The sequence below is a fragment of the Leptospira alexanderi serovar Manhao 3 str. L 60 genome, from assembly GCF_000243815.2.
GTDB lineage: Bacteria > Spirochaetota > Leptospiria > Leptospirales > Leptospiraceae > Leptospira > Leptospira alexanderi.
Genome location: NZ_AHMT02000005.1, coordinates 72,501 through 98,208, shown reverse-complemented (window position 1 = coordinate 98,208; position 25,708 = coordinate 72,501). Strand labels below are relative to the sequence as shown.

General features: G+C 41.4%; 22 protein-coding genes, 1 tRNA gene and 6 pseudogenes (1 of these 29 running past the window's edge). 16 read left to right on the top strand and 13 right to left on the bottom strand.

The features are described from left to right. Nucleotides 1-20: 20 nt before the first annotated feature. Complete coding sequence (locus tag LEP1GSC062_RS01845; protein WP_010576471.1) at nucleotides 21-578, top strand: dihydrofolate reductase family protein; 558 nt, start codon at nucleotides 21-23, stop codon at nucleotides 576-578. A gap of 1,168 nt (nucleotides 579-1,746) precedes the next feature. On the opposite strand, the gene LEP1GSC062_RS01840 is transcribed toward LEP1GSC062_RS01845, so the two are convergent. From LEP1GSC062_RS01840 to LEP1GSC062_RS01815, 6 genes are all read right to left on the bottom strand, one after another. Then, a complete protein-coding gene (locus LEP1GSC062_RS01840) occupies nucleotides 1,747-2,871 on the bottom strand; it encodes a glycosyltransferase family protein (protein WP_010576470.1) in 1,125 nt (374 codons plus the stop codon). Then, nucleotides 2,868-3,731, bottom strand: coding sequence for a TrmH family RNA methyltransferase (locus LEP1GSC062_RS01835; protein WP_078124142.1), 864 nt, complete (start codon nucleotides 3,729-3,731; stop codon nucleotides 2,868-2,870). The genes LEP1GSC062_RS01840 and LEP1GSC062_RS01835 overlap by 4 nt, the downstream gene beginning before the upstream one ends. Next, nucleotides 3,698-4,642, bottom strand: coding sequence for a class I SAM-dependent methyltransferase (locus tag LEP1GSC062_RS01830; RefSeq protein WP_020983276.1), 945 nt, complete (start codon nucleotides 4,640-4,642; stop codon nucleotides 3,698-3,700). Before LEP1GSC062_RS01830 ends, LEP1GSC062_RS01835 begins: the two co-directional genes overlap by 34 nt. Then, nucleotides 4,620-6,053 (bottom strand): class I SAM-dependent rRNA methyltransferase, encoded by a 1,434-nt coding sequence (locus tag LEP1GSC062_RS01825; RefSeq protein WP_170875486.1) that lies wholly within the window; start codon nucleotides 6,051-6,053, stop codon nucleotides 4,620-4,622. The genes LEP1GSC062_RS01830 and LEP1GSC062_RS01825 overlap by 23 nt, the downstream gene beginning before the upstream one ends. Before the next feature lie 38 nt (nucleotides 6,054-6,091). After that, nucleotides 6,092-7,381, bottom strand: coding sequence for a citrate synthase (locus LEP1GSC062_RS01820; RefSeq protein ID WP_010576469.1), 1,290 nt, complete (start codon nucleotides 7,379-7,381; stop codon nucleotides 6,092-6,094). A gap of 284 nt (nucleotides 7,382-7,665) precedes the next feature. Then, nucleotides 7,666-9,915, bottom strand: coding sequence for a lytic transglycosylase domain-containing protein (locus LEP1GSC062_RS01815; RefSeq protein ID WP_020983194.1), 2,250 nt, complete (start codon nucleotides 9,913-9,915; stop codon nucleotides 7,666-7,668). 57 nt (nucleotides 9,916-9,972) lie between these two features. On the opposite strand from LEP1GSC062_RS01815, the pseudogene LEP1GSC062_RS01810 reads away from it, so the two are divergent. The 3 pseudogenes from LEP1GSC062_RS01810 to LEP1GSC062_RS20805 all read left to right on the top strand — a co-directional run bounded on the left by LEP1GSC062_RS01810 (nucleotide 9,973) and on the right by LEP1GSC062_RS20805 (nucleotide 11,909). Continuing rightward, nucleotides 9,973-11,279, top strand: a pseudogene (locus LEP1GSC062_RS01810) (hypothetical protein). Between the two features lie 65 nt (nucleotides 11,280-11,344). Further along, nucleotides 11,345-11,487, top strand: a pseudogene (locus LEP1GSC062_RS20810) (GNAT family N-acetyltransferase); the annotation flags it as partial. Nucleotides 11,488-11,505: 18 nt separating this feature from the next. Next, nucleotides 11,506-11,909 (top strand): annotated as a pseudogene (locus LEP1GSC062_RS20805) (hypothetical protein). Between the two features lie 47 nt (nucleotides 11,910-11,956). Here LEP1GSC062_RS20805 and LEP1GSC062_RS01800 read toward each other — a convergent pair. Together LEP1GSC062_RS01800 and LEP1GSC062_RS01795 are read right to left on the bottom strand one after the other, a co-directional pair. Next, nucleotides 11,957-12,355 (bottom strand): type II toxin-antitoxin system VapC family toxin, encoded by a 399-nt coding sequence (locus LEP1GSC062_RS01800; protein ID WP_039940871.1) that lies wholly within the window; start codon nucleotides 12,353-12,355, stop codon nucleotides 11,957-11,959. Further along, nucleotides 12,339-12,617, bottom strand: a complete 279-nt coding sequence (locus LEP1GSC062_RS01795) for a FitA-like ribbon-helix-helix domain-containing protein (protein ID WP_010576465.1) — start codon at nucleotides 12,615-12,617, stop codon at nucleotides 12,339-12,341. Before LEP1GSC062_RS01795 ends, LEP1GSC062_RS01800 begins: the two co-directional genes overlap by 17 nt. Nucleotides 12,618-12,770: 153 nt before the next feature. Here LEP1GSC062_RS01795 and LEP1GSC062_RS01790 point away from each other — a divergent pair, with 153 nt between their 5' ends. The 5 genes from LEP1GSC062_RS01790 to LEP1GSC062_RS01770 all read left to right on the top strand — a co-directional run bounded on the left by LEP1GSC062_RS01790 (nucleotide 12,771) and on the right by LEP1GSC062_RS01770 (nucleotide 16,087). Further along, the gene (locus LEP1GSC062_RS01790) at nucleotides 12,771-13,538 is read left to right on the top strand and encodes a hypothetical protein (protein WP_010576464.1); all 768 of its coding nucleotides are present in this window, start codon (nucleotides 12,771-12,773) and stop codon (nucleotides 13,536-13,538) included. A 112-nt stretch (nucleotides 13,539-13,650) separates the two neighbouring features. Continuing rightward, a complete protein-coding gene (locus tag LEP1GSC062_RS01785; protein ID WP_001229815.1) occupies nucleotides 13,651-14,091 on the top strand; it encodes a bactofilin family protein in 441 nt (146 codons plus the stop codon). Between the two features lie 59 nt (nucleotides 14,092-14,150). Beyond that, a complete protein-coding gene (locus LEP1GSC062_RS01780; protein WP_010576463.1) occupies nucleotides 14,151-15,101 on the top strand; it encodes a PdxA family dehydrogenase in 951 nt (316 codons plus the stop codon). Between the two features lie 22 nt (nucleotides 15,102-15,123). After that, a complete protein-coding gene (locus LEP1GSC062_RS01775) occupies nucleotides 15,124-15,567 on the top strand; it encodes a hypothetical protein (RefSeq protein ID WP_010576462.1) in 444 nt (147 codons plus the stop codon). Nucleotides 15,568-15,586: 19 nt separating this feature from the next. Further along, entirely contained in the window at nucleotides 15,587-16,087 is a 501-nt protein-coding gene (locus tag LEP1GSC062_RS01770; RefSeq protein ID WP_010576461.1) for a tetratricopeptide repeat protein, read from the top strand. Nucleotides 16,088-16,228: 141 nt separating this feature from the next. Here LEP1GSC062_RS01770 and LEP1GSC062_RS23545 read toward each other — a convergent pair whose 3' ends face one another. Both LEP1GSC062_RS23545 and LEP1GSC062_RS01765 read right to left on the bottom strand, forming a co-directional pair. Continuing rightward, nucleotides 16,229-16,384: a hypothetical protein gene (locus LEP1GSC062_RS23545; protein WP_162142156.1), complete on the bottom strand. Its 156-nt coding sequence runs from the start codon at nucleotides 16,382-16,384 to the stop codon at nucleotides 16,229-16,231. A gap of 394 nt (nucleotides 16,385-16,778) precedes the next feature. Continuing rightward, nucleotides 16,779-16,850 (bottom strand) — tRNA-Arg (locus LEP1GSC062_RS01765). Between the two features lie 132 nt (nucleotides 16,851-16,982). Between LEP1GSC062_RS01765 and LEP1GSC062_RS01760 the strand changes: the two genes are divergently transcribed. Then, a complete protein-coding gene (locus LEP1GSC062_RS01760; protein WP_039940868.1) occupies nucleotides 16,983-17,369 on the top strand; it encodes an LIC10421/LIC12816 family protein in 387 nt (128 codons plus the stop codon). A gap of 162 nt (nucleotides 17,370-17,531) precedes the next feature. On the opposite strand, the gene LEP1GSC062_RS01755 is transcribed toward LEP1GSC062_RS01760, so the two are convergent. Next, the gene (locus tag LEP1GSC062_RS01755) at nucleotides 17,532-18,239 is read right to left on the bottom strand and encodes a hypothetical protein (RefSeq protein ID WP_039940932.1); all 708 of its coding nucleotides are present in this window, start codon (nucleotides 18,237-18,239) and stop codon (nucleotides 17,532-17,534) included. Nucleotides 18,240-18,554: 315 nt separating this feature from the next. Continuing rightward, entirely contained in the window at nucleotides 18,555-19,172 is a 618-nt protein-coding gene (gene tmk / locus LEP1GSC062_RS01750; RefSeq protein WP_020983323.1) for a dTMP kinase, read from the bottom strand. Nucleotides 19,173-19,274: 102 nt separating this feature from the next. Between tmk and LEP1GSC062_RS01745 the strand changes: the two genes are divergently transcribed. The 6 genes and pseudogenes from LEP1GSC062_RS01745 to LEP1GSC062_RS01720 all read left to right on the top strand — a co-directional run. Further along, complete coding sequence (locus LEP1GSC062_RS01745) at nucleotides 19,275-19,928, top strand: trypsin-like peptidase domain-containing protein (RefSeq protein ID WP_010576457.1); 654 nt, start codon at nucleotides 19,275-19,277, stop codon at nucleotides 19,926-19,928. A gap of 215 nt (nucleotides 19,929-20,143) precedes the next feature. Further along, the gene (locus LEP1GSC062_RS01740; RefSeq protein WP_020983311.1) at nucleotides 20,144-21,313 is read left to right on the top strand and encodes a S1C family serine protease; all 1,170 of its coding nucleotides are present in this window, start codon (nucleotides 20,144-20,146) and stop codon (nucleotides 21,311-21,313) included. After that, nucleotides 21,314-22,339, top strand: a complete 1,026-nt coding sequence (gene ruvB / locus LEP1GSC062_RS01735) for a Holliday junction branch migration DNA helicase RuvB (RefSeq protein ID WP_004499213.1) — start codon at nucleotides 21,314-21,316, stop codon at nucleotides 22,337-22,339. Further along, nucleotides 22,314-23,231 carry an energy transducer TonB gene (locus LEP1GSC062_RS01730; RefSeq protein ID WP_010576454.1) on the top strand — a complete coding sequence of 306 codons (918 nt, stop codon included), beginning with the start codon at nucleotides 22,314-22,316 and terminating at the stop codon, nucleotides 23,229-23,231. Before ruvB ends, LEP1GSC062_RS01730 begins: the two co-directional genes overlap by 26 nt. 64 nt (nucleotides 23,232-23,295) lie before the next feature. Beyond that, nucleotides 23,296-23,591 (top strand): annotated as a pseudogene (locus LEP1GSC062_RS01725) (antitoxin PHD); the annotation flags it as partial. A gap of 11 nt (nucleotides 23,592-23,602) precedes the next feature. Further along, nucleotides 23,603-23,767, top strand: a pseudogene (locus LEP1GSC062_RS01720) (PIN domain-containing protein); the annotation flags it as partial. A gap of 189 nt (nucleotides 23,768-23,956) precedes the next feature. Here LEP1GSC062_RS01720 and LEP1GSC062_RS01715 read toward each other — a convergent pair. Continuing rightward, nucleotides 23,957-25,708 (bottom strand): annotated as a pseudogene (locus tag LEP1GSC062_RS01715) (hypothetical protein) (it continues 215 nt past the right edge of the window).

Here is a 25,708-nt window from a genome sequence, read left to right as displayed (position 1 = left end):
AACACCATATAAGTAGATCTATGAGAAAAATTGTTTTTGCGATCAATATTACTACCGACGGGTTTTGTAGCCACACGGACATGATCGCCGACGAGGAGCTGCACAAGTATTTCACAGATCTTTTGCGTACTGCAAGTCTCATCCTTTATGGCCGAATCACATATCAACTCATGGTGCCCTTTTGGCCTGAAGTCGCCAAAGACCAATCGATGTCAGAAGTAGGTAATGAGTTTGCTCGAGTATTCAACTCACTCGATAAGGTTTTATTCTCCACTACATTGAAACAGGTTGAGGAAACGAATACGAGACTTGTGCGGGGAAACATTGTAGAAGAGGTGCTTGCGTTGAAGCAACAGCCCGGAAAGGACATTTTCGCGGGCAGTTTGAGCATTGCGTCCCAGCTTTCGGAACGCGATTTGATTGACGAGTATCGTTTCGTGGTTCATCCGGTTGTTGCAGGAAAAGGGCCACGGCTATTCGATACCGTGAGGCCGCAGGAAAGTCTTCGGTTGGACTTTCTTGGTTCGGAAACTTTTCAATCTGGCGTCGTTGCTCTTCACTATAGAAAACATACGTGAGGAGAAACCACAGTGGGGCACAAACGAACGCATAACGCGGCTTCTCTTTTCGCTTCGGGATTACTACTGCAACCCTCACTCCGGCTTTCGCACATTCGCTTTGTCACTCGGTCTTTGCAAGACGTTCGTTACTTAAATCTGTGCCAATTCTTCCGCGCGTACAGGCGCTTACCATAACCAACCCCACAAGTACTTGGATCTCAAGATAAATCTGTCGGAATTACGACAAATCCTCTGTGTAACTTACGCCCCAGAACGCGCCCCATGGGAAGCGTTCTGCTGAGTTATACCTTTCGCGCCCTAAGCACCGACCCATAGGAAGGTGTTTGCTGAGTTCAGGAAGCGTTGTGCCTGAGTTTCCCCTGATTTTGGGTGGTGGGGAGAGGAGAATAACTCTATTTCGCTTTCTACGGGTCGCGAAATAGGCGGGAAAACTCGGGAGACTTTTCTCTATCAGAAAATCATACTTTTTGCAAGTAAAAAGCCTCATTCTTGTCGGAACACTTGCGTTTTATTGTACATAATGTAAAGTCCTAAAATCTAACCCCTAATCACTAACACGTCGGAACACTTGAAAGATCTGCGTTTTTGATCCTTCTTATTCCAAAATCCTCCTAACTTGTGGGGTTGGTTACAGGCGCTTGGAGATGCAACGTCGGAGAGCTTAGACTGTTGTCTGAAATAATTGTGCTTTTGTACTTCGTCGGCCTCCGACGCGCGAATTGACTATGACAGAATTCTCAGTTATTGGAGTTGGGGCTTTAAGGTGCTATATTTTTTAAAAAATATTGTTTTTTCTATACACCTTTCACAGATGATTGCATCGTCTGGTCTTGTGTTGATGAGAATGAAAAACTGGCGGTCTTACTTAACGTGAGTTCGGCGTAAGAAAGTTTGGGCGAATCGCTCGCGAATTTCATAGATAAAATGGCTCGCGACCGCGCTTTTCGCTCCAATTCCTTTGGAATTTCCACTACAATCGCTTTCGCATTTTGTTATACCGAACTCACGTTACTTAGCAATGGGGATATGCTTTTTACAGGGATTTCCTCAAGTTAAATGTCCTTTTAGTCTGCGTATAAAATATTAACAAACTTTTTTAATGTTCAATGAGTTTTGTTAATAGGAAAAGGAATTGTAAGAGTACTCGAAGTTGGAAGCGGATTTACTAAAGCGACTTCAAAAAAACCGAAACCGCGTGTTTTACATCTTCTCTTCCATCCCTTTGAAAAAGAGACGAAGGGTTTCCCTTCCAAGAGAGAACGTTTGCAATCGAAAGATCAAATCGAAACGAGAATAATTCCTCGTTGGAAATATAAGCCGAAGGAATCTCTTCGTTCAAACTTCTGTGAAGGTAAGGAATTTCGGGAAAATTACCTCGATCTGTGTAAAGAAGAGGAGTTTTCGCATAAACGGATTCACTCATGATTCCGTAGCCGGGTTTGGTGATCACGTAATCGCAAGCGGTTAAAAGATCCGGGTAATGAATTCCGGAAAATTGAACAATACTATCTTTTTGTTTTTCGGGAATTTGTGTTAAATCGAAATCCGTTCCTGAAAGAACGATTGTATATTTTTCCGGATCGAATTGTTCCCAGTGAAATCGGGAAGTTTCCACTCCGTACGCTCCGAACGAAAACAGAAGATGAATTTTATCTTTGGGAAGTTGGAAAAGTTCTTTTGCTGCTTCTTTATTCAAGTGCGGCCTTCTTCCTACGAGTCCGATTTGTTTTTGTTCCGGTAAGGAAGGTGCCGGACAGGCGAAAGGAAGAAGTAAACCGAACGTAGCATGATAGTATTCCTCGTAGAGTTTTTTTGCGGTTCGTTCAAAAACGGGAGATTCTTTAATGTAACCGGAGTAGATAAAATCCCAAGTGAAATTTCCCACGAATAAGGAAGGGATTTTTATCTTATCCGCTACCATAAAAGGAAGAGAAGCCGAATCCGAGATGATGAGTTCTGTTTCGAAGTCAAGACAGGAATCTATTTCGGAAATTTGAATATACTGTTTTTTTAAATCGAATTCCTTGAGCTTTTCTTCTGTGGCGCGAATATCGATGGAAAGAGAATCTTTCTGAATCATTCCCACGTCCACGACTTTTTTGCGGACTTGTAGGCGTTTTAAGTTCGTCGAATCCTCTTCCGAAAGAGAAAGTGTGTTTAAAAATTTTTCCCGAACGGTTACGAGATCGATTTCCAAATCGGGAAAACTACGGAGTAGATGGAGGATGATTTCCATGGATCGGCTGATATGACCAAATCCGTGACCGCTAACGTAATATGTAATTTTCACGTTTGGGAACCCTGTCGAATAACTTCGTACATTAAGATTCCTGCAGACATCGCGAGATTGAGAGAATCGGCTTCCCCGAACATAGGAAGAGAAAGATATTCGTCGGAATAATTTCTTGCGTAAGAAGAAAGTCCGTATTGTTCCGATCCAAAGACGAGAGCGATCTTTCCTTTGAGGTCCGCGTCAAAGTAAAATTTTTTTGCCTCCGGTGTTACGGCTAATGTTCTATAATGATTTTTCTTCAAAATCTCGTAGATCGTTTCGACTTCTCCGAGATAAACGTCCAGAGTGAACAAAGCTCCGGTGGAAGCGCGGATCACGTTCGGATTGAACAGATCCAGTCTCGGATCGGCGACGATTACCGTATGGAACCCCGCGCCTTCCGCGGTTCGAAGGATCGTCCCGAGGTTTCCCGGTTTTTCCACGCCTTCAATGACTAAAATCGGTTTCAACTTTTTGAATGTGTTTGATTCTCTCTCAAAAAAATCCAGTCCTATCGGAAAAAAATGTGCGGTTGCGATAAGCCCGTCCGGCCTATCTCTATAGGAAATTTTTTCGAAGACCTTTTTAGGAACTTTGATGTTTTTGGCTCCGATCGAATGGATGAGAGAAAATTCGTTTTCACCAAGGAAACATTCGGGAGAATAGAGTACGTTTTGAAACCGAACCTTACCCGATTTTTGCGCTCTGAGAATTTCGCGATACCCTTCGATAAAAAAAAGCCCCGAAGTTTCCCTGTGTTTTTTTTCTTTGAGATTGGAAATATGTTTCAGTTTCTCGTTCGAAAAACTGGTGATCTCTAAAAATGAAATATCCCTTTCCCAGTTCAAAGCGAAAGTCTCTCCGATACATAAATACAATTCGAACCGGCGGGGTAAAGTCTTCCGTTTTCTTCCGGGATGGAAAGTTCCCCAAGATAAAAACGACCTTTGTTGCGAATTCTTCCCTCTAAAATTCTTTGAAGAGCCAATGAACTAAAACCTGTGGAGTGGCAGGTGAGAACGATAAAGTCCGGTTTGTTTCCGCAGAGTTGCATCAGAAGGTCCATGAGTTCGGGAAGATCTTTTTCGATCTTAAAAACTTCCCCACTCGCTCCTCTTCCGAATGTAGGAGGATCCAAAATAAAACCGCGATAATCTTTGCCTCTTTTGATTTCCCGTTTTAAAAACTTCAAAACGTCTTCCACCATCCAACGGACCTTTTTGTCCGCGAGACCGGAAGCGTTAGCGTTGTCCCGCGCCCAATCCACCATTCCTTTGGAAGAATCCAGATGACACGCCGAAGCCCCTCCGTCTAACACTGCCAAGGTGGAAATTCCCGAATACGCGAACAGGTTTAAAACCTCCTCTTCCTTTTTTAGTCCGGAGGAAAGCTGTTGGATTTTTTTCCAGTTTTCCAACTGCTCGGCAAAGATTCCGAGGTGTCCAAAGGGGGTGAACTTAATTTTAATAGAATATTCTAAAATTTGAATGTAAAATTCTTCGTCTACTTTTTTGTGCCAGTTCCAGGCGCCACCGCCCTTGTCCGAACGGACGTATTCTCCGTCGGTGTTTTTCCATAAATTCGGCCTTGTTGGGGGCCAGGCGGAAACGGGAGAAGGGCGAATGATCGTATAAGGACCGATTTGTTCGAGTTTTCGAAAATCCCCGGAATCGAGTAGTTTATAAGAACCTGCTACGATGATCGCGTTGTGACTTTGGGAGGGGCGTTCTAACTTTTTCAGTGAATTCGTTTTCGATCGCTGAGGTTCAGTTTTTTTTGCAGTTTTCATAGATATGCACCTTAAAATAATTTCCTTCCGGAAAATTTTTTCTTATCGGATGATCCGCTTCCGGTTTTAAACTCGTAAAACGTTCAAATGTCCGGCCTTTTGCTTTTAGAATGTTCTGAGCGAGCGATTCTAATTCTTCCGACCGAATTCTTCCGGAACAAGAACAAAGAATGATCGTTCCCGATTCTTCCAAAGACGCAAGACAACTCCCGAACAGATAAGAGTAGGATCTGAGTGCGTTTTGTCTCGACTTTGCGTCCGGTGTGAGATTGGGAGGATCGATTACGATCAGCCCGAATGTTTTGTCCTTGAGAATATCTTCCAATTCTTGGAAAAGATTTTTCTGAACGAATTTATGTTTGCAGTCGCTTTCGCGTTTCTTCCTTAAACTCAAAACTCTTTGAAAAGAATCCAAAGCCTGTTTTGAGCCGTCCACGGAGAGAACGGAAGTTGCCCCCGCAACTTCCATACAAATCGACGTGAGTCCAGTATGGGAAAAAAGATGAAGGCAGTTTTTATCTTTGCTGAGTTCTTTTTTTTCGAGGAGAAATCTGCGCAGGTTTCTAAGGTCTAAAAAGATGCCTCCCTTTTGTCCCGGGAGTTCAACCGGAAATTGGATGCCGTAGAGTTGGATCGTTTCTCGGATCCGAAGAGGTTCTTTTTCAGACTTATCTTTTCGTTTAACAAATTTCTGGCTGTCTTTTGTTGGGCCGGTTTTCATCTTGATTGGTTCGTACTTTCCTCTCCAAAACCTCTCTTTGATCCGTTTTGTCGTATTGTATAAATTCGATTTTAGTAATATATTATTTTCTTCGGTTTTGAGATTCGGTGTCGAAGGGGTGAAACTTCGGGGAAAATCGGATATTCCAGAAGAGAAGGAAGTTGTCGATGTGTCTCCGGAATTGTGTCTTCGAAAAACGAACCTGTCGTCTCCGATCTTTTCGGCGGGATCGAATAAAATTCGTTTCGGTTGTGGTTCTCCTAATTTAGAATTTTTGCATATATCATAGAGATTCCAAACGAGCCATCGTCCATACGCGAGCAAGGAGGATGAATAAATCCGAACGACCCAGGTTGAGTTTAATCGATCGATCGTAACTCCCGGAAAGAAGTCGTTCTCTCCGTGTAAAATTCTATATGCGTTAGTGGTTTTTCTAAGTTCGCTTCTTTTTTGTAAGGCGCAGATTAAACTTTCTCGAATTTTTTCCTTGGAAAAAGAAGGTGAAAATTGTATCACCCGAATTGCCACGAGACCTATGTCCGAATAAATTCCGGTTGCTACTGGTAAATTTTCCGTGGAGAAAAGGCTCAACCACTGTCCGTTGACAAAGGGGGAAGTTGCCGAAGAAAGATTTCCGCTGAAGATCCAGGGATGTTTGCGTCGGACGGAAAGTTCGCTCTTCCGGTTCAGCTGGTATCCGCGAAACCGGAAGTTTGCCATAGGAAGGTTCAGGCTTTTTTCTTGGCCTCTTTGTAGGAAGTTGCGGTGGCACCTGTGTAGATCTGTCTTGGACGACCGATTTTCATATCGGTCGATTCGATCATTTCCTTCCACTGAGCGATCCAACCGGGAAGGCGACCCATAGCGAACATCACCGTGAACATGTTCACGGGGATTCCAAGTGCGCGATAGATGATTCCGGAATAGAAGTCAACGTTCGGATAGAGCTTTCTTTCCACAAAGTAAGGATCGTGAAGGGCGGTTTCTTCCAGTTCTTTAGCAATATCTAATAAAGAATCTTGAACTCCGAGTCTTTTCAGTACGGAATCACAAGCCTTTTTGATGATCTTTGCCCTTGGATCAAAATTCTTGTAAACCCTGTGGCCAAATCCGGAAAGACGAAAAGAATCGTTCTTATCCTTTGCTTTTTCCACGATCTTTTTAACCGGCAGTCCGCTTGCTTGAATCTCTTGGAGCATTTCCAACACTTCTTGGTTTGCTCCGCCGTGTCTTGGTCCCCAAAGAGCGCAGATTCCGGCAGAAATTGCGCCGTAAAGATTCGCGAGAGAAGAACCTACAAGACGAACCGTGGAAGTGGAACAGTTTTGTTCGTGATCGGCGTGAAGGATCAATAATAAGTTGAGCGCCTTTACGATTTCTGGATCGATTTTGTAGTCTTCGCTAGGAACGGAGAACATCATGTTCATAAAGTTTGCACAATAGTCGAGACTGTTCAGAGGATGAATTGTAGGTTGTCCGATAGATTTTTTATACGCGAATGCGGCGATCGTCGGGAATTTTGCGAGAAGACGGATCATGGAGATGTGTCTGTGTTCCGCGTTTTCGGGATCGTAAGAATCCTGATAGTAAGTGGAAAGAGAGCCGATCATAGAGGACATGATCGCCATTGGATGACCGTCTTTCGGGAATCCGTTGTAGAGACGTTTGAGATCCTCGTGAATGAGAGTGTGTATCGTAAGTTCGTCGTTCCACGTCTTTAGCTCCGTGTCCGATGGAAGTTTTCCGTAAATCAGTAAATAGGCGACTTCGGTAAATGTGGAACTTTCCGCAAGTTGTTCGATTGGAATTCCTCTGTATCTTAATATGCCGAGTTCTCCGTCGAGAAAAGTCACCGCGCTAGTACAGGCTCCCGTGTTTAGGTATCCGTTGTCCAGGGTTACATATCCTGTCTGTTGACGAAGTTTTGAAATATCGATTGCTTTTTCGTTTTCGGTACCTACGATGATCGGGAGTTCGAATTCCTTCCCGTCGATTTTCAGAATTGCTACCTCTGCCATGTTTTTCTCCTAAAGAATTGTTCGTTGTTTTTACCAAGTTATCAATCGTTCAAAAATTGCGTTCTAAATCGTTTCAGATTCCTATCCTATTCCTTCCGTTAGATAGACAATCTAAAAAATCAAAATGACCCAAGAACTTGATTGAAGATTTTATTTTCATTTTAGAATTTTGTAATACTATACAAATGAATAGTTTTTGGTGTAAGGAATTTGATAGAATATAAAATCGGAATTTGCCTAGGTTATTTGAAATTGACGGATATAAATTCTTCAGGATTTTCCCGTTAAAGGTTCTTATATCTTCGTAAATTCTGATAGTTATAGTAGTTCGAACTGACGATTCTACAGTAATCTCTCGGTTCCTTAACCGGGAGTTCTTCCAAGAAATGATTGAAGTCTCCGCGGTAATGATTTCGTTTCCATTTGCGAAGATTTCCCGGTCCGCCGTTATAAGCGATCGAAGCCCACTGGAGATTTCCGTTCGAAGCGACAAGATAACGTAAAAATCGAGCGCCCATTTCGATAGAAACTTCCGGATCAAAAAGAGAATAGGAATCTAGATTCATTCTTTTGGCGATTTCTTTTCCTGTTGGGCCCATGATCTGCATCAATCCCCGCGCATTCGAAATCGAAGTTGCGTTTTCCTTAAAAAAAGATTCCTGACGCATGATTGCGTAGACGATGTCCTCTTCGATTCCGACGTTTTGGGAAACGGAAGCCACAAGTCCTCTATGCGGTCTCGGGTAAATTCTTGCGGCGAGTTTGGATGGAAGAAGGATGACATCGTCGCTGAGTTTTTCTTTTTTCATCAGGGATCTTGTGTAGAAGACGGTCAAGTAAGGAGTTCCGGTTTGTTCTCCTAGAGCCGCGAGAATTTCTTCCTTTTCGTTTTCTCCGATTCCTTGTTGAACTTTGTATCTTTGAACTAAGGAAAGCGCATACGCCATCTCTCCGACTTCCAAATATTCCTTAGCCGATCGCAGAGTGGTGTTCTCTCGAATTTTGGAATGAGCACCGTCGATTCTCACGTTCAATTGAAATGCCGCGGCTTGAGTTGCAAAGCCCAAATCCTTGCCCAAGATTTTTTCGGAAAGTTCTGGAATTCCCGCAGTTAAAGAAAGATACTCGAAGAGGTTGTCCTTGTTCCAAGTCGGATTGGAAGGAAGCGGGAAAGAGGAAATTTCCTCCTGGAATTCCTCTCGGATAACGCGGGTGTAATACGAACCCGGGATATGTCTGTAATAAGACTTAAGCCAGGAATTTAATTCTTCGGTTCTTCCGTTTTGTTTTAGAAAACGGAGATACCAATATACAAGTCTTCCCTTGACGGGAAGATCCGGAATTTTACGGAGAGCATCCTTCCAGTAAGCGTCTCCCAAAAAATGTTTGTGACCTCCGGTCAGAAGATCGATGAGTTCATCTTGTCGAATTAAATTCGTAGGGCTTTTTTCGAGAGAGTCTATTAGATTTTTGAAATATAGATCCTTGTTCCCCTGTTTTTTATAAGCCCTCGCGTAGCTGTAAAGAACCTCGTCGTTTTTTTCTGGACTCACGTCGTTTAACAAATCCAAGGCCTTACCGGAAAGATTCTGGTTTGTGAGTTCTCTCGATATCGCGGCCGTAAAATCCGGATTGGACCTTGCGAGGTTCGCATTTCTTTTAAAGAAGTTCGGGAGAGCTTCCGGTTCAAAGGTTATGAGGGCTCTTGCGGTGTTACGAAACGCTTCTCCTTTGGAAAAGGAAACTCTTTTGAGATCTTTCGATAAGATCAGATGTTTCCTTTCGGAAGAATCCAAATGCGGAAGAAGCAAGGCCGCGCGTTCGGGAGTCAAGGAAGTATAAAAGGAGTTTCCTTTCCAAATTTGAAGATCTACCTGGATGAATTTTTTTACGGAAGAAAAAACGGAAGAGTCTTCCAGGATCGAGTAAAAGATAGTCTCGGCTTTTTCCGTGTTCCCGGATTTATAAAGAGATTTCGCATAACGATATAAGATCATCGGAGAAAAAATTTCCGACTGTTCCCGGTCGGAAAAACTTTTGACGAATTCCAAACATTCCCGGATCATTCCGGCTTCGTAATAAATTCTGAAAATTTCGGAGATTGCGTTTTGACTTAGCGGATCGTTTTCTCTGGGAAATTTTTTTAAAAGACCGATTAATTCTTCTCTTCCCAAAATTTTTCTGTGCGAACTTTCCTCATAGAGTTTCCAGAGAGATAGTTTTGTAATAACCGAAGTCGAGGGCAGTGGGGAATGGAGAATCTCCAGAAGGTCTTGTCTTCCGGGTGTGAGCACAATTTTTCCCTTAAGAAGAGAAACCAGGTAAGCGAATTTTTTATCCCGGTTTCCGTTCGGATGTTCTTCGTGGTATCGGACTAACGCGTAGGCTTCGGATTCTGTTCCCGGGTGCCTTTCCCGAAAAATACGATGGATTTTTTGAAGACTGTAAGATTTGATCAGATATTTGAGATCATCGTTTGCGGAAAGGTTGCCGAAAATGAATAGGAGTAGGCTGGTTAGGGCGAATTTTTTCATTCGTATTCTTTACTTACCTTTTCGGCCTAAGGATTCAATCGCAAAAAGGAAATTCCCATGCAAATCCTGGAAAAAGAAAAAACGGACCATCTCTGGCCGGAAATCACATTGTCTTCTTATTCGGAGCAGTTTCTCACCAAGAAAAAAAGTCAAAGGGCCCGATTTCCCGTAATTCGGAAATCATCAGACTCAAATCCAAAATTTTAGAATATTTTTCCGGAGCCTTAAACAAGATCCATTCTCCTTTCTACAATCTGAGAATCGATCTACTCGGCGAGTTTCGCTTTCAATCCGACGTTACCTCTCCTTTCGAAGAGGAAGGTCTTTCTGAGCGAGAGAAAAATCTTCTCAAGATTTTTTTCGAAGAACTTTTGGATAAGGCGCTTGAAGAACACCAGGCCGATCCCGAGGTCTTTCAGATTTTAGAATCCTTTCTATTGCACGAACAAAAACTGGACGAATATCTGGAATTAATCGGTGTCTATGACGAGGATCTTCCGTTTATTGTGGAAGCGAAACAACTCTTAGCGCTTATGGGAAAAATTGAATATTCAGCTTCTTTAAAAGATAAGGGAGCTTCCCGTTTTCAGAAATATGGAGCCCTTTGGAAATTTGGAGGCCTCCAACTTGAGGATAGGGAAATGATCTACGATCTTGTCGTTACAGGCGAAGAACCCGGTTTATTAGGACTTGCGTGGCTCCTTTTCAAACACGAGACCGTCGGTTTTAGGACCGTATTTCCGATTGAGAGAAGGATCCTTACCCTGATCGAAACGTTTAGTTCCGAAGAAAAAGAATCCTTTTTCAAAGCTTATTCTTCCCGTCACGGTTATCTGGAGAATTATTTCGTTTTGAAGAGGATTTATCCTCTGGAATACAGAAAGGCCTGGCTTGAGGGAGAAAAAAGAAAGAACGGCAGATCGGTTTTATTGGGCTCTTTACAGGATAAGATCTTAGAAGGCCAAGACGAATCCTTAGAGAAACGTTATGCGATTTTAAAGCAAAATCATCTCGTTTATACTTTGAGCCCTTTCGAACTTTTAATTCTTTTGAATTCCACCGAATCCTCGAACGTTCAAAAAGAAATTGGAGGTGTGGAAAAAAGGCTTCCGGATTCTTATTTAACGAGAAGGGCCAAGGCGGTTCTTTATTTTTTCAAAAAGAACTTCGAGGAATTTTTGAAGTCTCTTGAACATTGTGGCCGTTTCCGATTTTCTCCGGAGATGCTTTATCTTCAAGGTTCTGCTCTTGTCGAAATCGGTAGAACCAGCGAAGGAATTGGACTTTTAGAAAGCCTTTTGATGAAGTTTCCCGATGCCGATTATCTCCGTTTGGTTTTAGAGCGTTATAAGAAATCGTCCTAAACGTTTATCCCAAAGCTTATGATAAAAATAAGAACGTGATCATAAAGCTCGCGGATAAAAACAACCGGAACGACTTGGAAGCGTATCCGGTTGAAAAAAATCTCCCAGTTATAGATTTACGGGTTTTACGACAATGTTTGAGAAAGCAGGATTTATGTTTGTAAAAAGGGCCGGAACCGGAAGAAATGTAATGAGATATGAACTTTAGAAAGCCGAATGTTAGGTTTTGAGACAAGTTCTTACTCAAGAACCATATAATAGAGCGCTCGCAATTCCGCCTTTAAAACAGGGATTCGTCTCAAAATTCATGACATTCAATTATGTAGGGGTTTGTAATAAAAAAGAAATCCGGTTTATATACGATGAAAAAAATCATACAAAGGATTTTGGTTATTATGATCCTGCCATGAGTTATTTTTATAAACGATGGAACGCAAACTTACGTTTGATTCAAAGAGGGCTCGAAAAGAGGAAGTTCTTAAACATTTAAAAAACTTATATCAATGGAATCGATTGGAAAGCGAAGAGAATGCGGACCCCGAGGCCATTCCTATCGCCTCTAAGAAGACGGTTTATGAAAAATACTTTTATACCGAATATACGAAATACTTATTCCACAAAGTACATTAGAGTTGTTGAAAAATTCCATGTGATGACTTCCGCTTTTTGGTCTCGAATCACTTTGTCCAGTTTTCGATTTTTAGATCCGGAATTTTATGAAAGTGTTTTTCGTTGTTACTTACCAACGTGTAGTTGAGATACAATGCGATTGATCCGATTAAAAGATCAAAATCTTCGATAGCGGTTCCTTTTTTCTGTAGAGTCGCTTTCAATTCTCCGAATGTTTCGACGATACCTCGAGTCAGTTCGATGATTGGGAATAATTCTCCGATTCGATAAACGGTCGCTAAATTCTTTTCCCTATTTTGAGATTTTTTGGCCCCATAAATCAGCTCGCCGTAGGTAATCACTGAAATCGATTTGGAAAAGTTCTTTCGGTCTAAAAAATTTTGACGGACTCTTTCGTGTTCTTTCAAGCTATAAATGATGATATCTGTATCAATCAAATAGCTTATTGACTGTTTTATCCCGATTGTTTTTGGATCGCGAAGAACGTAAATCTTTTGCGATCTCTTTTGCTTCTCGTTTGTCCCCCCACGAGTTGGATAATTTTAAAAATTCCATCGTTTGCGATTCCATCTCAAGGTGATCTCTTTGAAGGTGCTTTTCTATGATCATTACAACTTCTTGGCTGACGGAACGGTGTTCGATTTCCGCTCTACGTTTGAGCGATTCATAAAGTTTATCGTCGATATCGCGTACTTGTAGGTTTGCCATAGTGAGTTCAGTTCATACGATAATGGAATTTCATGTATTTGCAAGCATTATTCATGCATGGTTTTTTTCAGTGAAGTTTATTCTACTCGATTCTTTCCTTTAGAACTCCTTGACAAAAGTCTTCAATTTGCGCGAAACTAGAAAAGAATTAAAATGGCAATCAGTCACGAACAAATTCTTGAGTTGCAGAAATACCAGAAGATGATCCTCCAATTGGAAAAAATCGCAAAAGGATCTCAGAACGACGAACAACGATATCGAGTTTCTAGGGAACTGGAAAAATACAAAACGAAGATGAAGGATATTTCTCCCGAAGGAATTCCGGATAATCTCGACATGACCGCGGAACAGATCAAACGATACAAAGAGAACCCGAATGAGGCCGGAAGGGTTCTCGCAAAATATCCGATCATGAAAATTTCTCCCAACTCGAACGATCCCGAGGTCAATCAGATTGGAACTTGGATCAATATAATGGATCGGGAATATCTGCCTCTATTAAACGAAACTCACGTCCGTTTCGACTTTTCACATACGAACGAAAAAGACGGGGTCGTGAAATATATGGAGAACATTCGAAGGAACATCAAGGTTCTCACCGAAACTATAGAAGAATTTCACGCCGCGGAAAAACAGGAATTCAGAGAACAGCTGAGTAGGATGAAAAATAAACAGACTCGGATCTTCATTGCGGAAGCTTTTGAAATGTTTCAAAAATTCAACGAATTTTTAAACAAGGTAATCAGGGAGGCCAAAGAAGTCGGAGGTGTTATTATGAACTTGGAAGATTCAATCCGGTTCAACCCGAGATTCGAAAGAGCCACCGAACTGGAGGGAAAGAGTATTATGGATGCTCTTAAGGAATTCCAGGAATTTACATCCGAAGTTTTAGATAGAATCAACGTTCCCAATATCCGTTGATTCCTGTTCTCTTTGTTAATTTTCAAAATGAAGCCTTGAAAAATCCTTTTCCGATTGATGGGATCTACATATTTTGTGATTTTAACTCCCTCCGAAAAGGATACACAGGCGCATGGCACTCGTTAAAAATTCATCCGAAGTTACGAACTCCACTATCGGAGAAAATTCCTACTTCAGTGGCAAATTCTTTATCAACGGATCTCTTAAGATTGACGGAAAATTCGAAGGTAAGTCCTTACAGGCCGAACAACTTTATATTGGTGTTACAGGTAAGGTAAAAACTAATATCACGGCAGCCAGTGTTATCATCGAAGGAATCGTAATCGGAAACATCACCGCAAGAAACAGGGTAATGCTCCTTCCCACTTCTAAAATTCTCGGAGATATCCGCACACCGGAATTGATCATCCAGAACGGAGTGATCCTTGAGGGACGTTGTATGATTTCGAATGATCTCAAACATTCCGCGAAAGACCTAATTGACCTTGAGTATTCTAAAGATTCTCTCAGCGTCGAAAAAATCTTCGGAAAACAATCCGGAGCGAGAGAATAATTCGAAAGGTTTTCCTTTCGGAAAAAAATTTCCGGAATGAAAACCGACTTCTCGAAACAGTGAAGCGGATCTTGATTACAGAAGGCGATCCTTGTGGAATCGGTCCGGAAATCTTCATTCATTCTCTTTTTCTTTTAAGAAAAATCTCCAAAATAAGACCGATCGTTTATTTTCATTCGGGTAAGTTTCCGCTCCCGAAAGAATTCGTTTCGATTTTTTCTTCCTCCGAAATCCTGAAAAAAGGTTTGTTTGCGATTGCCCACGATTCGCTTTCCAAAAAAGAAATCTCTTCTTTGAAATCCGGTAGACCTTCTGCCTTGTCGGGAAAATCTGCGTTAGCGGCTCTTTTACTCTCAATAGAGTTTCAAAAAGAAGGTGGAGGAGATTTGATTACTCTTCCTCTCAGCAAAGAATGGGTAATTGCGTCCGGTGTTTCCACGTTTCGAGGTCATACCGAATTTTTAGCGGAGGCGTATCGGACAAAAACGTTTATGCTTATGTCCGGAAACGATCTTCAGGTGCTTCCTCTCACAACTCATATCCCTCTTGTAAAAGTTCCCGAGTTTTTGAAAGAGATTGATCTGAAATCGCTTGCGAATTCTATTCTTTCCTGCGAGAAAATCAATCTCCAAAAACCGATCGCATTTCTCGGTTTGAATCCGCACGCGGGGGAAGGCGGTAAGGTCGGTAAAGAGGAGGAAGAAATTCTAGTACCGATGATTCGATTCTTAAAAAGGCAAGGTTTGAAAGTGGAAGGACCTCTTTCTGCCGATTCTGTATTCGGTGAGTCTGCACGAAAAAAATTCGGTCTGCATCTTGCTTGTTATCACGATCAGGGTTTGATTCCTTTCAAAATGTGGGAAGGAAAGAAGGGTGTGAATCTAACCTTGGGTCTCCCGTTTATCCGAGTTTCACCGGATCACGGAACGGCTTTTGACATTGCCGGGAAAGGGCTTGCGGATTCGACGAGCTTTGTAGAATGTCTGAACCGGATTTTACAATATTCATGAATCGTATTACAATCGAGGTTTTATGCCGGGACTTTTAGAACAAATTGTATTTCCGATTTTTCTTTTTTGGTTCTGCGGATTGACTCTACTTTTGTTTCGTTCCGATTTCGAGTTCGTCTGGAAGATCATTTTTGTTTTCGTTTTTGTCTTTTATTTCTTTCAATACTTTCCCGAGTTAAAAACGAGTTATGAACGTTTGACCGTGGGTTATCCAATGGAAATTATTTCTTGGATTTACGGAATTGGAAAAGGTTTCTATTTCTTTCTGTTGTTTCTTTGGCCCATCGCTTTATTTCGAATCTTTTATTCTGCTTCTCCCCACGCAAGTAAATCCCTTGTAAAGGCTCTTGTGAGTGCAACTTTGATTTACTGGTGCGGTTTTATTCTCTACAACAATTTTTCTCCGGAAATAGACGGCTTTTTAAATACGACCTTTCTGAAATTCTTGAATTTTTCCGTGAAGTAAATCCCGTCTAAAATGTAGAATGAATCCACTCTATTTACAATCTTTTGGAGAATCCGAAGATGCGAAGAAGCATTTTTTGACCGCTTACGAGTATCAAACCAAGGGAAATCTCAAACTGGCTTCCAAACACTATCGAATGTCCATTGCGGCAAAACCGACAGCAGAAGCCTGGACGTTTTTGGGTTGGTCTTATTCTCTTGCCGGTAAATTGGATCGCGCGATTGAGTTCTGTAAAATCGCGATCGAAACGGATCCTACATTAGGAAATCCTTATAATGATATCGGGGTTTATCTGATTCAGCAAAAACGTTTCGAGGAGGCACTTCCTTGGTTTGAAAAGGCGAAGTCTGCTCCTCGTTATGAGGTTCCCGTATATCCGTATTTCAACACAGGTTCTTGTTTGGAAATTTTAGGTCATATTGAACTCGCTCGTTTGGAATACGAAAAAGCCATTCAAATTCAGCCCAATTATCCTCCAGCAAATCTCGCTCTGAAACGGATTTACATCCGGTATAACTGACTGTAAAGTCCTAACCCCTATCCACTGATTCCTAGTGCAGACTTGCGGGAAACTCAGCAAGTTCTTCCCTAAACTCAGTGAAACGCTCTCTACCATAACGTTACCCACAAATACTTGGGTCTGAAGATAAATCTGTCGGAATTACGACAATCCTTTGTGAAACTTACGTCCCAGAACGCGCCCTAAACACCGACCCATAGGAAGGTGTTTGCTGAGTTTTCTTCGAGCGATCCGTAGCGACTCGTAGGGAGTCGTTACATTGAGTTTCCCGGGACTCGCCGTTACGCAGTTTGCCATCGTGGCAAACTTAGCTCCACGGCGTCTTTCTCGCTCATTCGCCATCCATGGGCTCATGTCGCATTTGCGACGCTCTCTAAGGATCGCTGCAAATGCTCTCGCGAGAAAGCTTCGAGTCCCACTTTAATATTATGTAATACGATAACTAGCCCCTAAACCCTAACCACTGATCCCTAAAATGTACCTACCGGGACTCGCCGTTACGCAGTTTGCCATCGTGGCAAACTTAGCTCCACGGCGTCTTTCTCGCTCATTCGCCATCCCTGGCTCATGTCGCATTTGCGACGCTCTCTAAGGATCGCTGCAAATGCTCTTGCGAGAAAGCTTCGAGTCCCACTTTAATATTATGTAATACGATAACTAGCCCCTAAACCCTAACCACTGATCCCTAAAATGTACCTACCGGGACTCGAACCCGGACCCCAGGCTCCGGAGGCCTGTACTCTATCCGTTGAGCTATAGGTACGTTTATAAGTGAGTCTTTTGAAAAGGTTTGGACTGTCAAATGCAAATCCTGAAGAGGTTTAGTAAAGGAAAGTCCTTGAAAAATGAATCGTATAAAAAATCGTTTTCCTAAAAATTAAAAATAGAGGTAAAGATGAAGGTTTCGTTTCTGAATTTATGGGAAGGACTTTTTTTTCGGAGGGTCGTTTCCATTTTTGTATTGGTTTGGGCATGCGGAGTTTTTACGCCGATTTTTTCGGTCAGCGAAGAGGAAGAAGCAAGGCTTTTGGAAAAAGCTCTCGTGGAAAGTGCGGTGACTCCGGGACAAAAACAAGCGATCGCGAATTATCTCAAAGCGACTGCGGTTGCCAAAAGAGCGAGAGCAAATGAGCTTAGAGAATTGGCGAAACTTTCCAGGGGAGAGAAATTTCTTCAGGCCAGGGTTCGCAAAGAGAAATTATTTAAAATGGCGGATTCTCTGGATCGCCAAGCGAATCGTCATGAAACAACTCTCAAGGAATTTCAAATCGAAAGTCATTGATATTGCATATCAAAGAAAAACGGATTTGAGAATCCTAAATGGCTTATAGAAGAAAACGAGGCTGGTCACGAAAAATTAAAAGTTTGGAAAAATTAGATCGGTCAAAACTATCTCATTTAGAAGTCCGATAATCAAATGATAAAAAAGTTGTTAAACATCGTGTTATTGTTTAAATAATTCAGGAAATTTTTCTTGGATTCTCTTTAGAAGTTCATTTTTATCAATAAGTTTATAATTAGGCGATATGCTCCATCTATCAAGTTTTCCTGATAGTAGTTCTGATTTTGGTAAATTTTGATAGTCGTTTAAAAATTCAGTCTTTGGTAATTTAAATTCAATTTTATGAGGTCGTTTACAATTGATTGCTATCAAGAAGTTCTTAATATTAGATATCAATAAAGATAAAATTTGAATTTCACTGAATAATCTACCCGGATTCCAGTGAGAAAAAATTTTACTTGTTGATAAGTGGTGTTTGTTATTTTTCGATAGTCTTTCTATTTTTCTAAAAGTTGAGCCATAATCCCCGCCGTTAATTTTTATTTTATTTTCTAAAGGACCGATTTCAATTTGAAATGATCCAAATTTATTCCGTAAAGAATGTTTTATGGAATTATATTCGAGGGAATACGCTTCTGAATTAAATTGATTTGCAAGTTCAGCCACTGTTTTTAGAATAACTTCTTTTGGAAATGAATTAAAAAAATTTAAACCAAAGTGTATTTTGTTTAAGATTGATTCCCAGTTCGGTTTAACATCTGGAAATTTCCGAAAGAAGGGTGCCCCTGATTGAGTTTTTTTGATTAATTCTCTTAAATCGTTCGGAGTATATAACAATAACCATATATTTATGGCATCGTATGCTTGTATTGCAGCGAAGAGTATCGAGAAAAAGTGCTCTAAGCAGTGACTATGTAAAAGACGTATTGAAATTGCAAAGTCTTTATCTTTTTTTCTTTTGAACCCTTTATATATTATCCTTGATGTTTTTTCGAAGTAATTATAGTTTATACTTTTTATATATTCTAAATTTTCCATATCTACATTTTCTCCGTGATACAGATAAGGTTCTTCATCTACAAACAGATAAACACTCTGCATTTTATTGATTCCTATTTAGAAATTACGTTCACCAAATGACAATTTTACGCTGAAATTGGATTGAGTAGTGGTTGTTTTCGGATTTTATAGGAGTTTCCTATTAACGTTTTTTAAAAAAATTTCCAGACATTCGAAAACGATTTGATCCGGACCTTTTTCGCCGTCGATTCGGATCGTTTCTTTCGGAAGAATCCTATCATAGGCGGAACGAATTTTTTCAAGTTGAGCTAACGTTTCGAATCTTTCTTTATTTTTTTTTCTTCGACTCAGCCTTTCGAATGCGATTACGGGATTAAGATCCAAATAAAATAGAAGATCCGGAATCCTAAAGTTCCTATTCAAATTTTTTTCGATAATTGATTCGGGAAGAAGATCTTCGCCGCTCTGATAAGCGGCGGTGGAATACATATAACGATCCAGTAAAACGTTTCTACCGGATTCTAAAGAAGGAAGGATGTTTTGTCTTAAAGATTCTTCTCTGTCGTTTAAAAACGCGTTGATTTGTTCTTCTCTTCCAAGTTCTATTTCTCCTCTTAAGAATTTTCGGAGGTATTCTCCAGTTTCAAAGTTTGTGGGTTCGGTAAAGTTTACGGAAGAAATTCCTCGTTCCGTAAGTCTTTCGGTTAAGGATTTGCAAAGAGTCGATTTACCGCTTCCATCGATTCCTTCAAAAACTGCAAAGATTGGTTTTTCGATCTTCATTTTTACGGTTCCGATTCAATTCTTGACAAAGGGGGATTTATACGAAATCATTCTATCTACATGGATTCTTTTGGAAATTGAGAATCCAATGAAAATTCCGTTATGGGCCCATATTTTTCGATTTTGAAATTTTTCGGAGTGATTCTTTATTTCGGGTTATTTCATTTCTACTGTTTTTCTCCGATTGCACAAACAAAAGAGACGGAGCCAGAAATCGAAGGTAAGCAGGAGATTCTTTCTGAAGAATCTCCTCATTCCGATCATCATTCTTCTCTTTTGCGCTATCCCAAAAATAAAGTTCGAGTACATCATATTTTTGAAGAAGTCTATCCGAGTTCTTCCGCAAGTTCGGTTTCGATTCTCGCTGAAAAAACGACCAAATCTCGGTTTCTTCATTCTAAGGGCGGGCATTTTCTGGAAAAAGTTTTGGTTACCCTCGGCTATGGAATTGTTCTGAATCCGCAGGGTTACATTCTTACGAACGCTCATGTGATCGGGACTTACGATCATCTTTTGGTGAAGTCAAAATCAGGTAAATCCTACGAAGCGGTCATCATCGGTCAGGATAAAAAAATCGATTTAGCGATTTTGCAAGTCACTCCGGATGAAGATATCGTTCCCGTGGAAAAGTTGGATTATTATACTCTTCAAAGAGGAGAAGCGGCGATTCGAAAATATATCAATGCAAAAATGCAGATCAAAAAGAATCGGGAATCCAATCAGCCAAAATCCAAAAACCGGACTCCCGATTTGTAAATCTTCTCGATTTGTCGGATGAAAACGGAAACTCTTTTCTGGGTGGCTCGGTCTAAGAGTGAAAACGGAAGGATTCTCCCTTTCGTTTAAATCCAACTTGTCTAATCGAATGTGTGCTCTAAGGACTGGCTTCCAAATCTAACTTGACAGTCATAGAAGCGAGCCGATTCTTTTAGATACCAAATGGAAATACATTTTCAGAGGGATAGAATTCAATGAAAAACATGGAAAAACTGAAGTATGTTGCGATCGTAAGCATTTCACTTCTGCTCGGAGCGTTCTTATCTCCTGTCATGTTTTGTGGAACTGGTCAAAGCAGTCCTCTTTTTTTAAATGCTAAAGGTGATAGGGAGCCTAGTCCGGCGACTCGTCAGGCGATCACGATTCAACAAGCCTTTGAGGAAGTTTATCAAACCGCTTCTCCAAGCGTAGTTTCCATCGCTACGGAAAAAATTCAAAACGTTCCCGTTCATTCCGGACCTTTCGGAGATCCTTTCTTCGATCAATTCTTCGGCAGAGGTCATCAAGGTGGAAGCGGAAGAGTGATGAAACAAAAACAAACCGGGCTCGGTTCGGGGATTATTCTCAATACTCAGGGATATATTTTAACCAACGAACATGTGGTTCGCTCCATGGATAAACTCACCGTTCGTTTAAAAACGGGTAAGACATTTAACGCGGAACTTGTCGGCTCTGATCCTGTGATTGATTTGGCTCTTTTAAAAATCAAGCCAGACGGTGAAATTGTTCCGATCGAACTTGGGGATTCTTCCGCGGTAAAAGTCGGGGACTGGGCGATTGCAATTGGGGCCCCTCTGGGTTACGAACAGTCTCTGACCGCGGGGATTGTCAGTGCGGTCGGTAGAACCGGAATTGATAATAGCGGAGTTCATTATCTTCAAACGGACGCTTCCATCAATCAGGGAAATTCCGGCGGCCCGCTTCTCGATATCAACGGTCGTGTAATTGGTATCAATCGTATGATCGCTTCTCAGAGTGGGGGTTCGGTGGGAATCGGATTTGCGATTCCGATTAACGAAGCGAAAGCGATCATGGAAGAATTAAAAACCACCGGTAAGGTCAAACGTCCCGCACAGGCTTGGCTTGGAGTCGGAGTGGATTATCTTCATGAGGAAGACGCAAAGAAGTTGAATATTTCGGGCGGTGCGGTTGTCGTTCAGATCATGAATGATTCTCCGGCGGATCGTGCCGGAATCCAGTTGATGGATGTGATCACTGAAATTTCCGGAACTAAAATCAATTCTCCGGAGGAAGTGGTCAGCACGGTTAAGAAGAGTAAGGTAGGTGATCGTATCACCGTTACAGTTATGCGTCAGGGAAACGTTTCTAGAATCTCGATCCAACTTAAGGAAAGACCGAACTGATTGGCAAAATCCCATACGCTTAATCCTGAGGAAGAATTTGAAGAAGAGTCGGGCCTACGTCCTTCTCTTCTTTCCGAATTTATAGGTCAGAAGGAAGTTCTCGATAATCTTACAGTTTACGTTCAGGCCGCTAAAAATCGAAAGCGAGCGCTCGATCACGTTTTGATTTCCGGCCCTCCCGGTCTCGGGAAAACGACTCTTGCTGGAATTGTTTCCAACGAACTTGGGACCAGACTCACCATCACCTCGGCCCCCGTGATTACCAAAGGCGCCGATCTTGCGCGCCTACTTACGGGTATGGGTGAGAATGAAATTCTATTCATAGATGAGATCCATACTCTTCATAAAAAACTCGAAGAGATTCTCTATCCGGCGATGGAGAATTATATGATCGATCTAGTGATCGGAGAAGGAGTGACCGCTCAAATGGTTCAAATTCCTCTCAAACCGTTCACCTTAGTCGGAGCGACTACCAGAAGCGGACTGATCAGCGAACCTCTCAAAAGCCGTTTCGGAATTCAATTGAGGCTGGATTATTACAACGATGAAGAGATGAAGGAGATCGTTTTACGTTCTTCTCGGATTTTGGGAGTTAAGATCGAAAATGATGCTGCCTTGGAAATCGGAAAACGTTCTCGTAAAACCCCCCGAATTGCAAATCATCTTTTAAAAAGAATTCGGGACTTTAGCGAAGTAGAAGGTAATCTTTCCGTGAAAAAGGATCTTTGTCTCAAGGCGTTCGAAAAGATGGGGATTGACGACCTGGGATTGGATGGTATGGATCGACAAATACTGGGTTGTATGATCGATCGTTATAAGGGGGGCCCTGTAGGTTTAAAGGCGATTGCTGTCGTAGTCGGAGAAGAAGAGAAAACTATCGAAGATACTTACGAATCATTTATGGTTCGGATCGGACTCATCAATCGAACTCCCGCCGGTAGGGTGGCGACCGAAAAGGCCTATCGGCAATTGAAACGAATGGAAGATTTTTCCGAAAACCATGGACAAGACCCGACTCTATTCTGAATATTCCGGAATTCCCGAAGACGACCAAAGGTTGATCTATGCATCCTTTCTAGTTCTTGTACTCGCGTCTTTTTTTACCGCACATTTACTCACACGTAATATGCTCTGGAAAATTCTCGGAAGCGAACCCATGGTCAAAATGGAAAGTAATGAGGAAAAAGAAAAGATCTACGAAGTACTTCTTGAACAAGACTTTGTGGATAAGAATATCAAAGACGAATACAAGGCCCTTTCCAACGTGGACGCCGCGGGCGCAGGGGGAATCACGAAGAAGGAAGGATTTCATTCCGCGAGTCCCTTTCGTGAATTTATCATGGGCAGTATGGCGAGAAGGCCTTCCGAAGCGCAGAAACAGGAGGCTAAAGAAAAGAACGACGAGAAAGTTTTTGAAGTGGGAATTTATAAGATCGACCCAGTGCAAACCACCACTACGGAAGAAACCAAACAAAGCTCTCAGACCTACGGAAGAATGACGAAGATTCCGTTTAACTATCGATTCGAACAAGACTTTCTTTTTCGTTGGGACGGGAATCAAGCGCTTTCGATTCCTAGAAAAAAACTCGCAGGTTACGAATACTTCAAACGGATGTTGAAACAGATCGAAGGTAGTTTTGCACCTCCCGGCGGAGGAAATTACGCGTATCGAGATATGGCGGGAACTGTAATTCGAGAAGGAATTCTTCCGGGACAGGTCAAAGTTCTTTTTATGCTAAGCGAAAGTGGTCAGGTTCTGGATACGAAACTCGTATCCAGTCAGGGACAAGACGTGGTTAGTCAGGCTTGTGTCGATTCTATCCGAGGACAAAATTTCGGAAAGGTTCCGGAAGAAGTCAAAGCACAGGGAATGATCTTCGGAATCAACTTTATCTTTCCGATGATGCGGACTCGTTGATTTTTTTGGTAAAACCAAACCGGTTAACCTCGCGGAATGCACAAGGCTATTTTATTGAGATAGGAAAGCTGTCGGAGTCAAGACTTAAAGAAAACTTGAATACGTTTTTACGCCTTGTAAAAGAAGGTGAAACGATTCATTCTTGTGACCGATCACAGTCGAATCATTGCCGAAATCAAAAAACCTGCTTCTGATACTCTAAACTCGGATCTAACCGTCGAAAGTTATATTGAGAAAGAACAAAAAAGCGGTCTTCTCTTAAAAGCAAAAAGAAAATCTACTGTTTTAAAACCACCGTCCAAAGTAAAAGAAAAGTTTCAGTTGGATTGGATGAAAACATACTATAAAGATCGGGATTGATTTCCCTTTTCATGCCGGTTTATATCGAGACTAACTTTTTTCTTTCCATCATTTTTGAAGATACCAATTACGAATTATCGTATGAAAGTTGGATAGGGGACGATTACAGATTTTCTTCCAGCCTACTCGAAATCGAATCGTTCATCAATATTCATAAAATCTACAGAGAAAATCGGTGAGCACCCAATGAACCCCACCTTTCGCTACTGTAAAAAAACTGTTAAACTTCTTTTTTGGATGCTTCTGAGATTACTGCTTTCTCAAGGTGTGTTATAACGGATTAGGTTATACGAGTCCCGAAGAATTGGAGAGAAATATCGCTTACAAATCTATCTTCTTTTATGTGTTGTTTTAGCGGGTTTTGATTACTGAATCGAATACTCCCTCAGACAAAAATTTCCGGAAGGGTGTTTGTATTCTTTTTTGAGAGTCGTACTTTTTCCGACCGCCGCGGAACGAATTGCAAACTTGTTCATTAATTCTTTTTGACCGCAAGTCGGAGAGATTATGAGAGCGGATGAAAATTCGTCCCAAGATTTCCATTTGTGTCTGGAGTCGTTTCGATATTTTCCTTTTATGAAAGTTTTCATTCTCATGAGAAGGTCGATTTCGGAAGCGACCAGTCTTCCTTTTTTATCGAAATTGAAATCTTCATGAAATCCGTTAAACACGATGTATTTTCCCTCTGGAGAAATCTTAGCCGTTAAATCCCTTGCAGGTTGAAATAGGTCGGTTTGAAAACCCTTCAAACAGAAGTGTTGAACCTTTTCAAAGCTGTCTCTTAAAAGTCCTCCTTCCCTCACATAAAGACTTCCGCTCCATATAAAGACGAGAAGCCCAAATCCTGTCGCGGCGTATCGAACGTATTTGAATGTGTCTTCGATAAAACGGAAGATCCAAAGGGAAAGAATCGTAAACAGAACGGGCAGAGGAGGAAACACATGTCGTAACTGTTTGTTGCCCGTGGTCAGGTCGATGATGATGTACTGCAAAAATAGAATGCTTGTCACTGCGACTAACGGATCTTTGAGAGTCCGCGTGATTGAGGAAATAGAATACGCCTTGATTCTTTCTCTGAAGAACGAGAAAATTAGAACGGCGACTCCGAAGAAAAAAACCGAAAGATCCAAGGTTCTTGAAATACGTGGCTGACCGGGCTCGTAGTCGTCGGGGATGAGAATAAAGCGAGGGTAAAACTTTTCACGTGTTCGTTTACGATCATCTGTGCGTTGATCAGACTCATCACTCTGTCCGGGTTGGCGAAAATCCAAGCCAAGGACGGAGCGATTGCATACAGATAAACTACCCGAATCGAAGAGGGGGCAATCCGTTTCCATTCTTCCCTTTTTTTATAGAGAAAAAGGTTGAAATCGATGAACAACAAAACGGTGCAATAATAGATGACGAGTTTGAACTGTCTCTGGTCCAAATTGATATTCGTGACTACTCTTAAAATAGGTAGGGAAAATACGAGCAGCACTACTATGGCAACGAAAAGTCTTCTAAAGCCCTTATACCGTTGAGCCAAAGAAAACTTTAGAATTTCAAAATATTCTTTCGGTTTTGAAACGATCTCATACAGAAAAATTGCGATGAATAAAAGAAGTCCATACGGATATTTCGTAAAAAATAAACCGAAAAGAGAAAGAAAAACCGACAGTTCTATCCTTTCGGTTTTGTCAAACTCGAAGCGGTGTGGGTTTTGTTCGGTCCAACTATAGATTTTGTAAAGAATATAATAAACCCATAATAAAAAGAACATTCCTTGTGTTTCCAGCATGGAGGAAAGGCTGTAAGAAGGCGCTTCCGTAGTATGTAGGGTTAGAGCCATTGTTACAATTGATGTCAACCCCGCTTTCCAAAAGGAACCTGTGATTTTGTAAACGATATAAAGAATTGAAGGAAAGCAGATTACGTAAAAGACGAGTCCTAAAAAAGAATCCTTCCAAGTGATGGGCATGTCTCCCGGAATCATTAAAAGAATCAAGGATAGGAACGAACGAAGCGGAGGCCAGGTGGGGGATTCTAAAAACGGAAAAAAGGCTCTCCAAATCCTAAATTCCTTAAAGTCCTGATATTGATCTAAAACAACGTTGAGTCGTATGTTTTCGTCCCAG

What these genes read in the sequence shown, in the direction of transcription:
- LEP1GSC062_RS01845 (WP_010576471.1), top strand. Translation starts at nt 21, where the DNA reads ATGAGAAAAATTGTTTTTGCGATCAATATTACTACCGACGGGTTTTGT.
- LEP1GSC062_RS01830 (WP_020983276.1), bottom strand. Translation starts at nt 4,642, where the DNA reads ATGAAAACTGCAAAAAAAACTGAACCTCAGCGATCGAAAACGAATTCA.
- LEP1GSC062_RS01820 (WP_010576469.1), bottom strand. Translation starts at nt 7,381, where the DNA reads ATGGCAGAGGTAGCAATTCTGAAAATCGACGGGAAGGAATTCGAACTC.
- LEP1GSC062_RS01815 (WP_020983194.1), bottom strand. Translation starts at nt 9,915, where the DNA reads ATGAAAAAATTCGCCCTAACCAGCCTACTCCTATTCATTTTCGGCAAC.
- LEP1GSC062_RS01795 (WP_010576465.1), bottom strand. Translation starts at nt 12,617, where the DNA reads ATGGCAAACCTACAAGTACGCGATATCGACGATAAACTTTATGAATCG.
- LEP1GSC062_RS01790 (WP_010576464.1), top strand. Translation starts at nt 12,771, where the DNA reads ATGGCAATCAGTCACGAACAAATTCTTGAGTTGCAGAAATACCAGAAG.
- LEP1GSC062_RS01785 (WP_001229815.1), top strand. Translation starts at nt 13,651, where the DNA reads ATGGCACTCGTTAAAAATTCATCCGAAGTTACGAACTCCACTATCGGA.
- LEP1GSC062_RS01775 (WP_010576462.1), top strand. Translation starts at nt 15,124, where the DNA reads ATGCCGGGACTTTTAGAACAAATTGTATTTCCGATTTTTCTTTTTTGG.
- LEP1GSC062_RS01770 (WP_010576461.1), top strand. Translation starts at nt 15,587, where the DNA reads ATGAATCCACTCTATTTACAATCTTTTGGAGAATCCGAAGATGCGAAG.
- LEP1GSC062_RS23545 (WP_162142156.1), bottom strand. Translation starts at nt 16,384, where the DNA reads ATGGCAAACTGCGTAACGGCGAGTCCCGGGAAACTCAATGTAACGACT.
- LEP1GSC062_RS01760 (WP_039940868.1), top strand. Translation starts at nt 16,983, where the DNA reads ATGAAGGTTTCGTTTCTGAATTTATGGGAAGGACTTTTTTTTCGGAGG.
- tmk (WP_020983323.1), bottom strand. Translation starts at nt 19,172, where the DNA reads ATGAAGATCGAAAAACCAATCTTTGCAGTTTTTGAAGGAATCGATGGA.
- LEP1GSC062_RS01745 (WP_010576457.1), top strand. Translation starts at nt 19,275, where the DNA reads ATGGGCCCATATTTTTCGATTTTGAAATTTTTCGGAGTGATTCTTTAT.
- LEP1GSC062_RS01740 (WP_020983311.1), top strand. Translation starts at nt 20,144, where the DNA reads ATGAAAAACATGGAAAAACTGAAGTATGTTGCGATCGTAAGCATTTCA.
- LEP1GSC062_RS01730 (WP_010576454.1), top strand. Translation starts at nt 22,314, where the DNA reads ATGGACAAGACCCGACTCTATTCTGAATATTCCGGAATTCCCGAAGAC.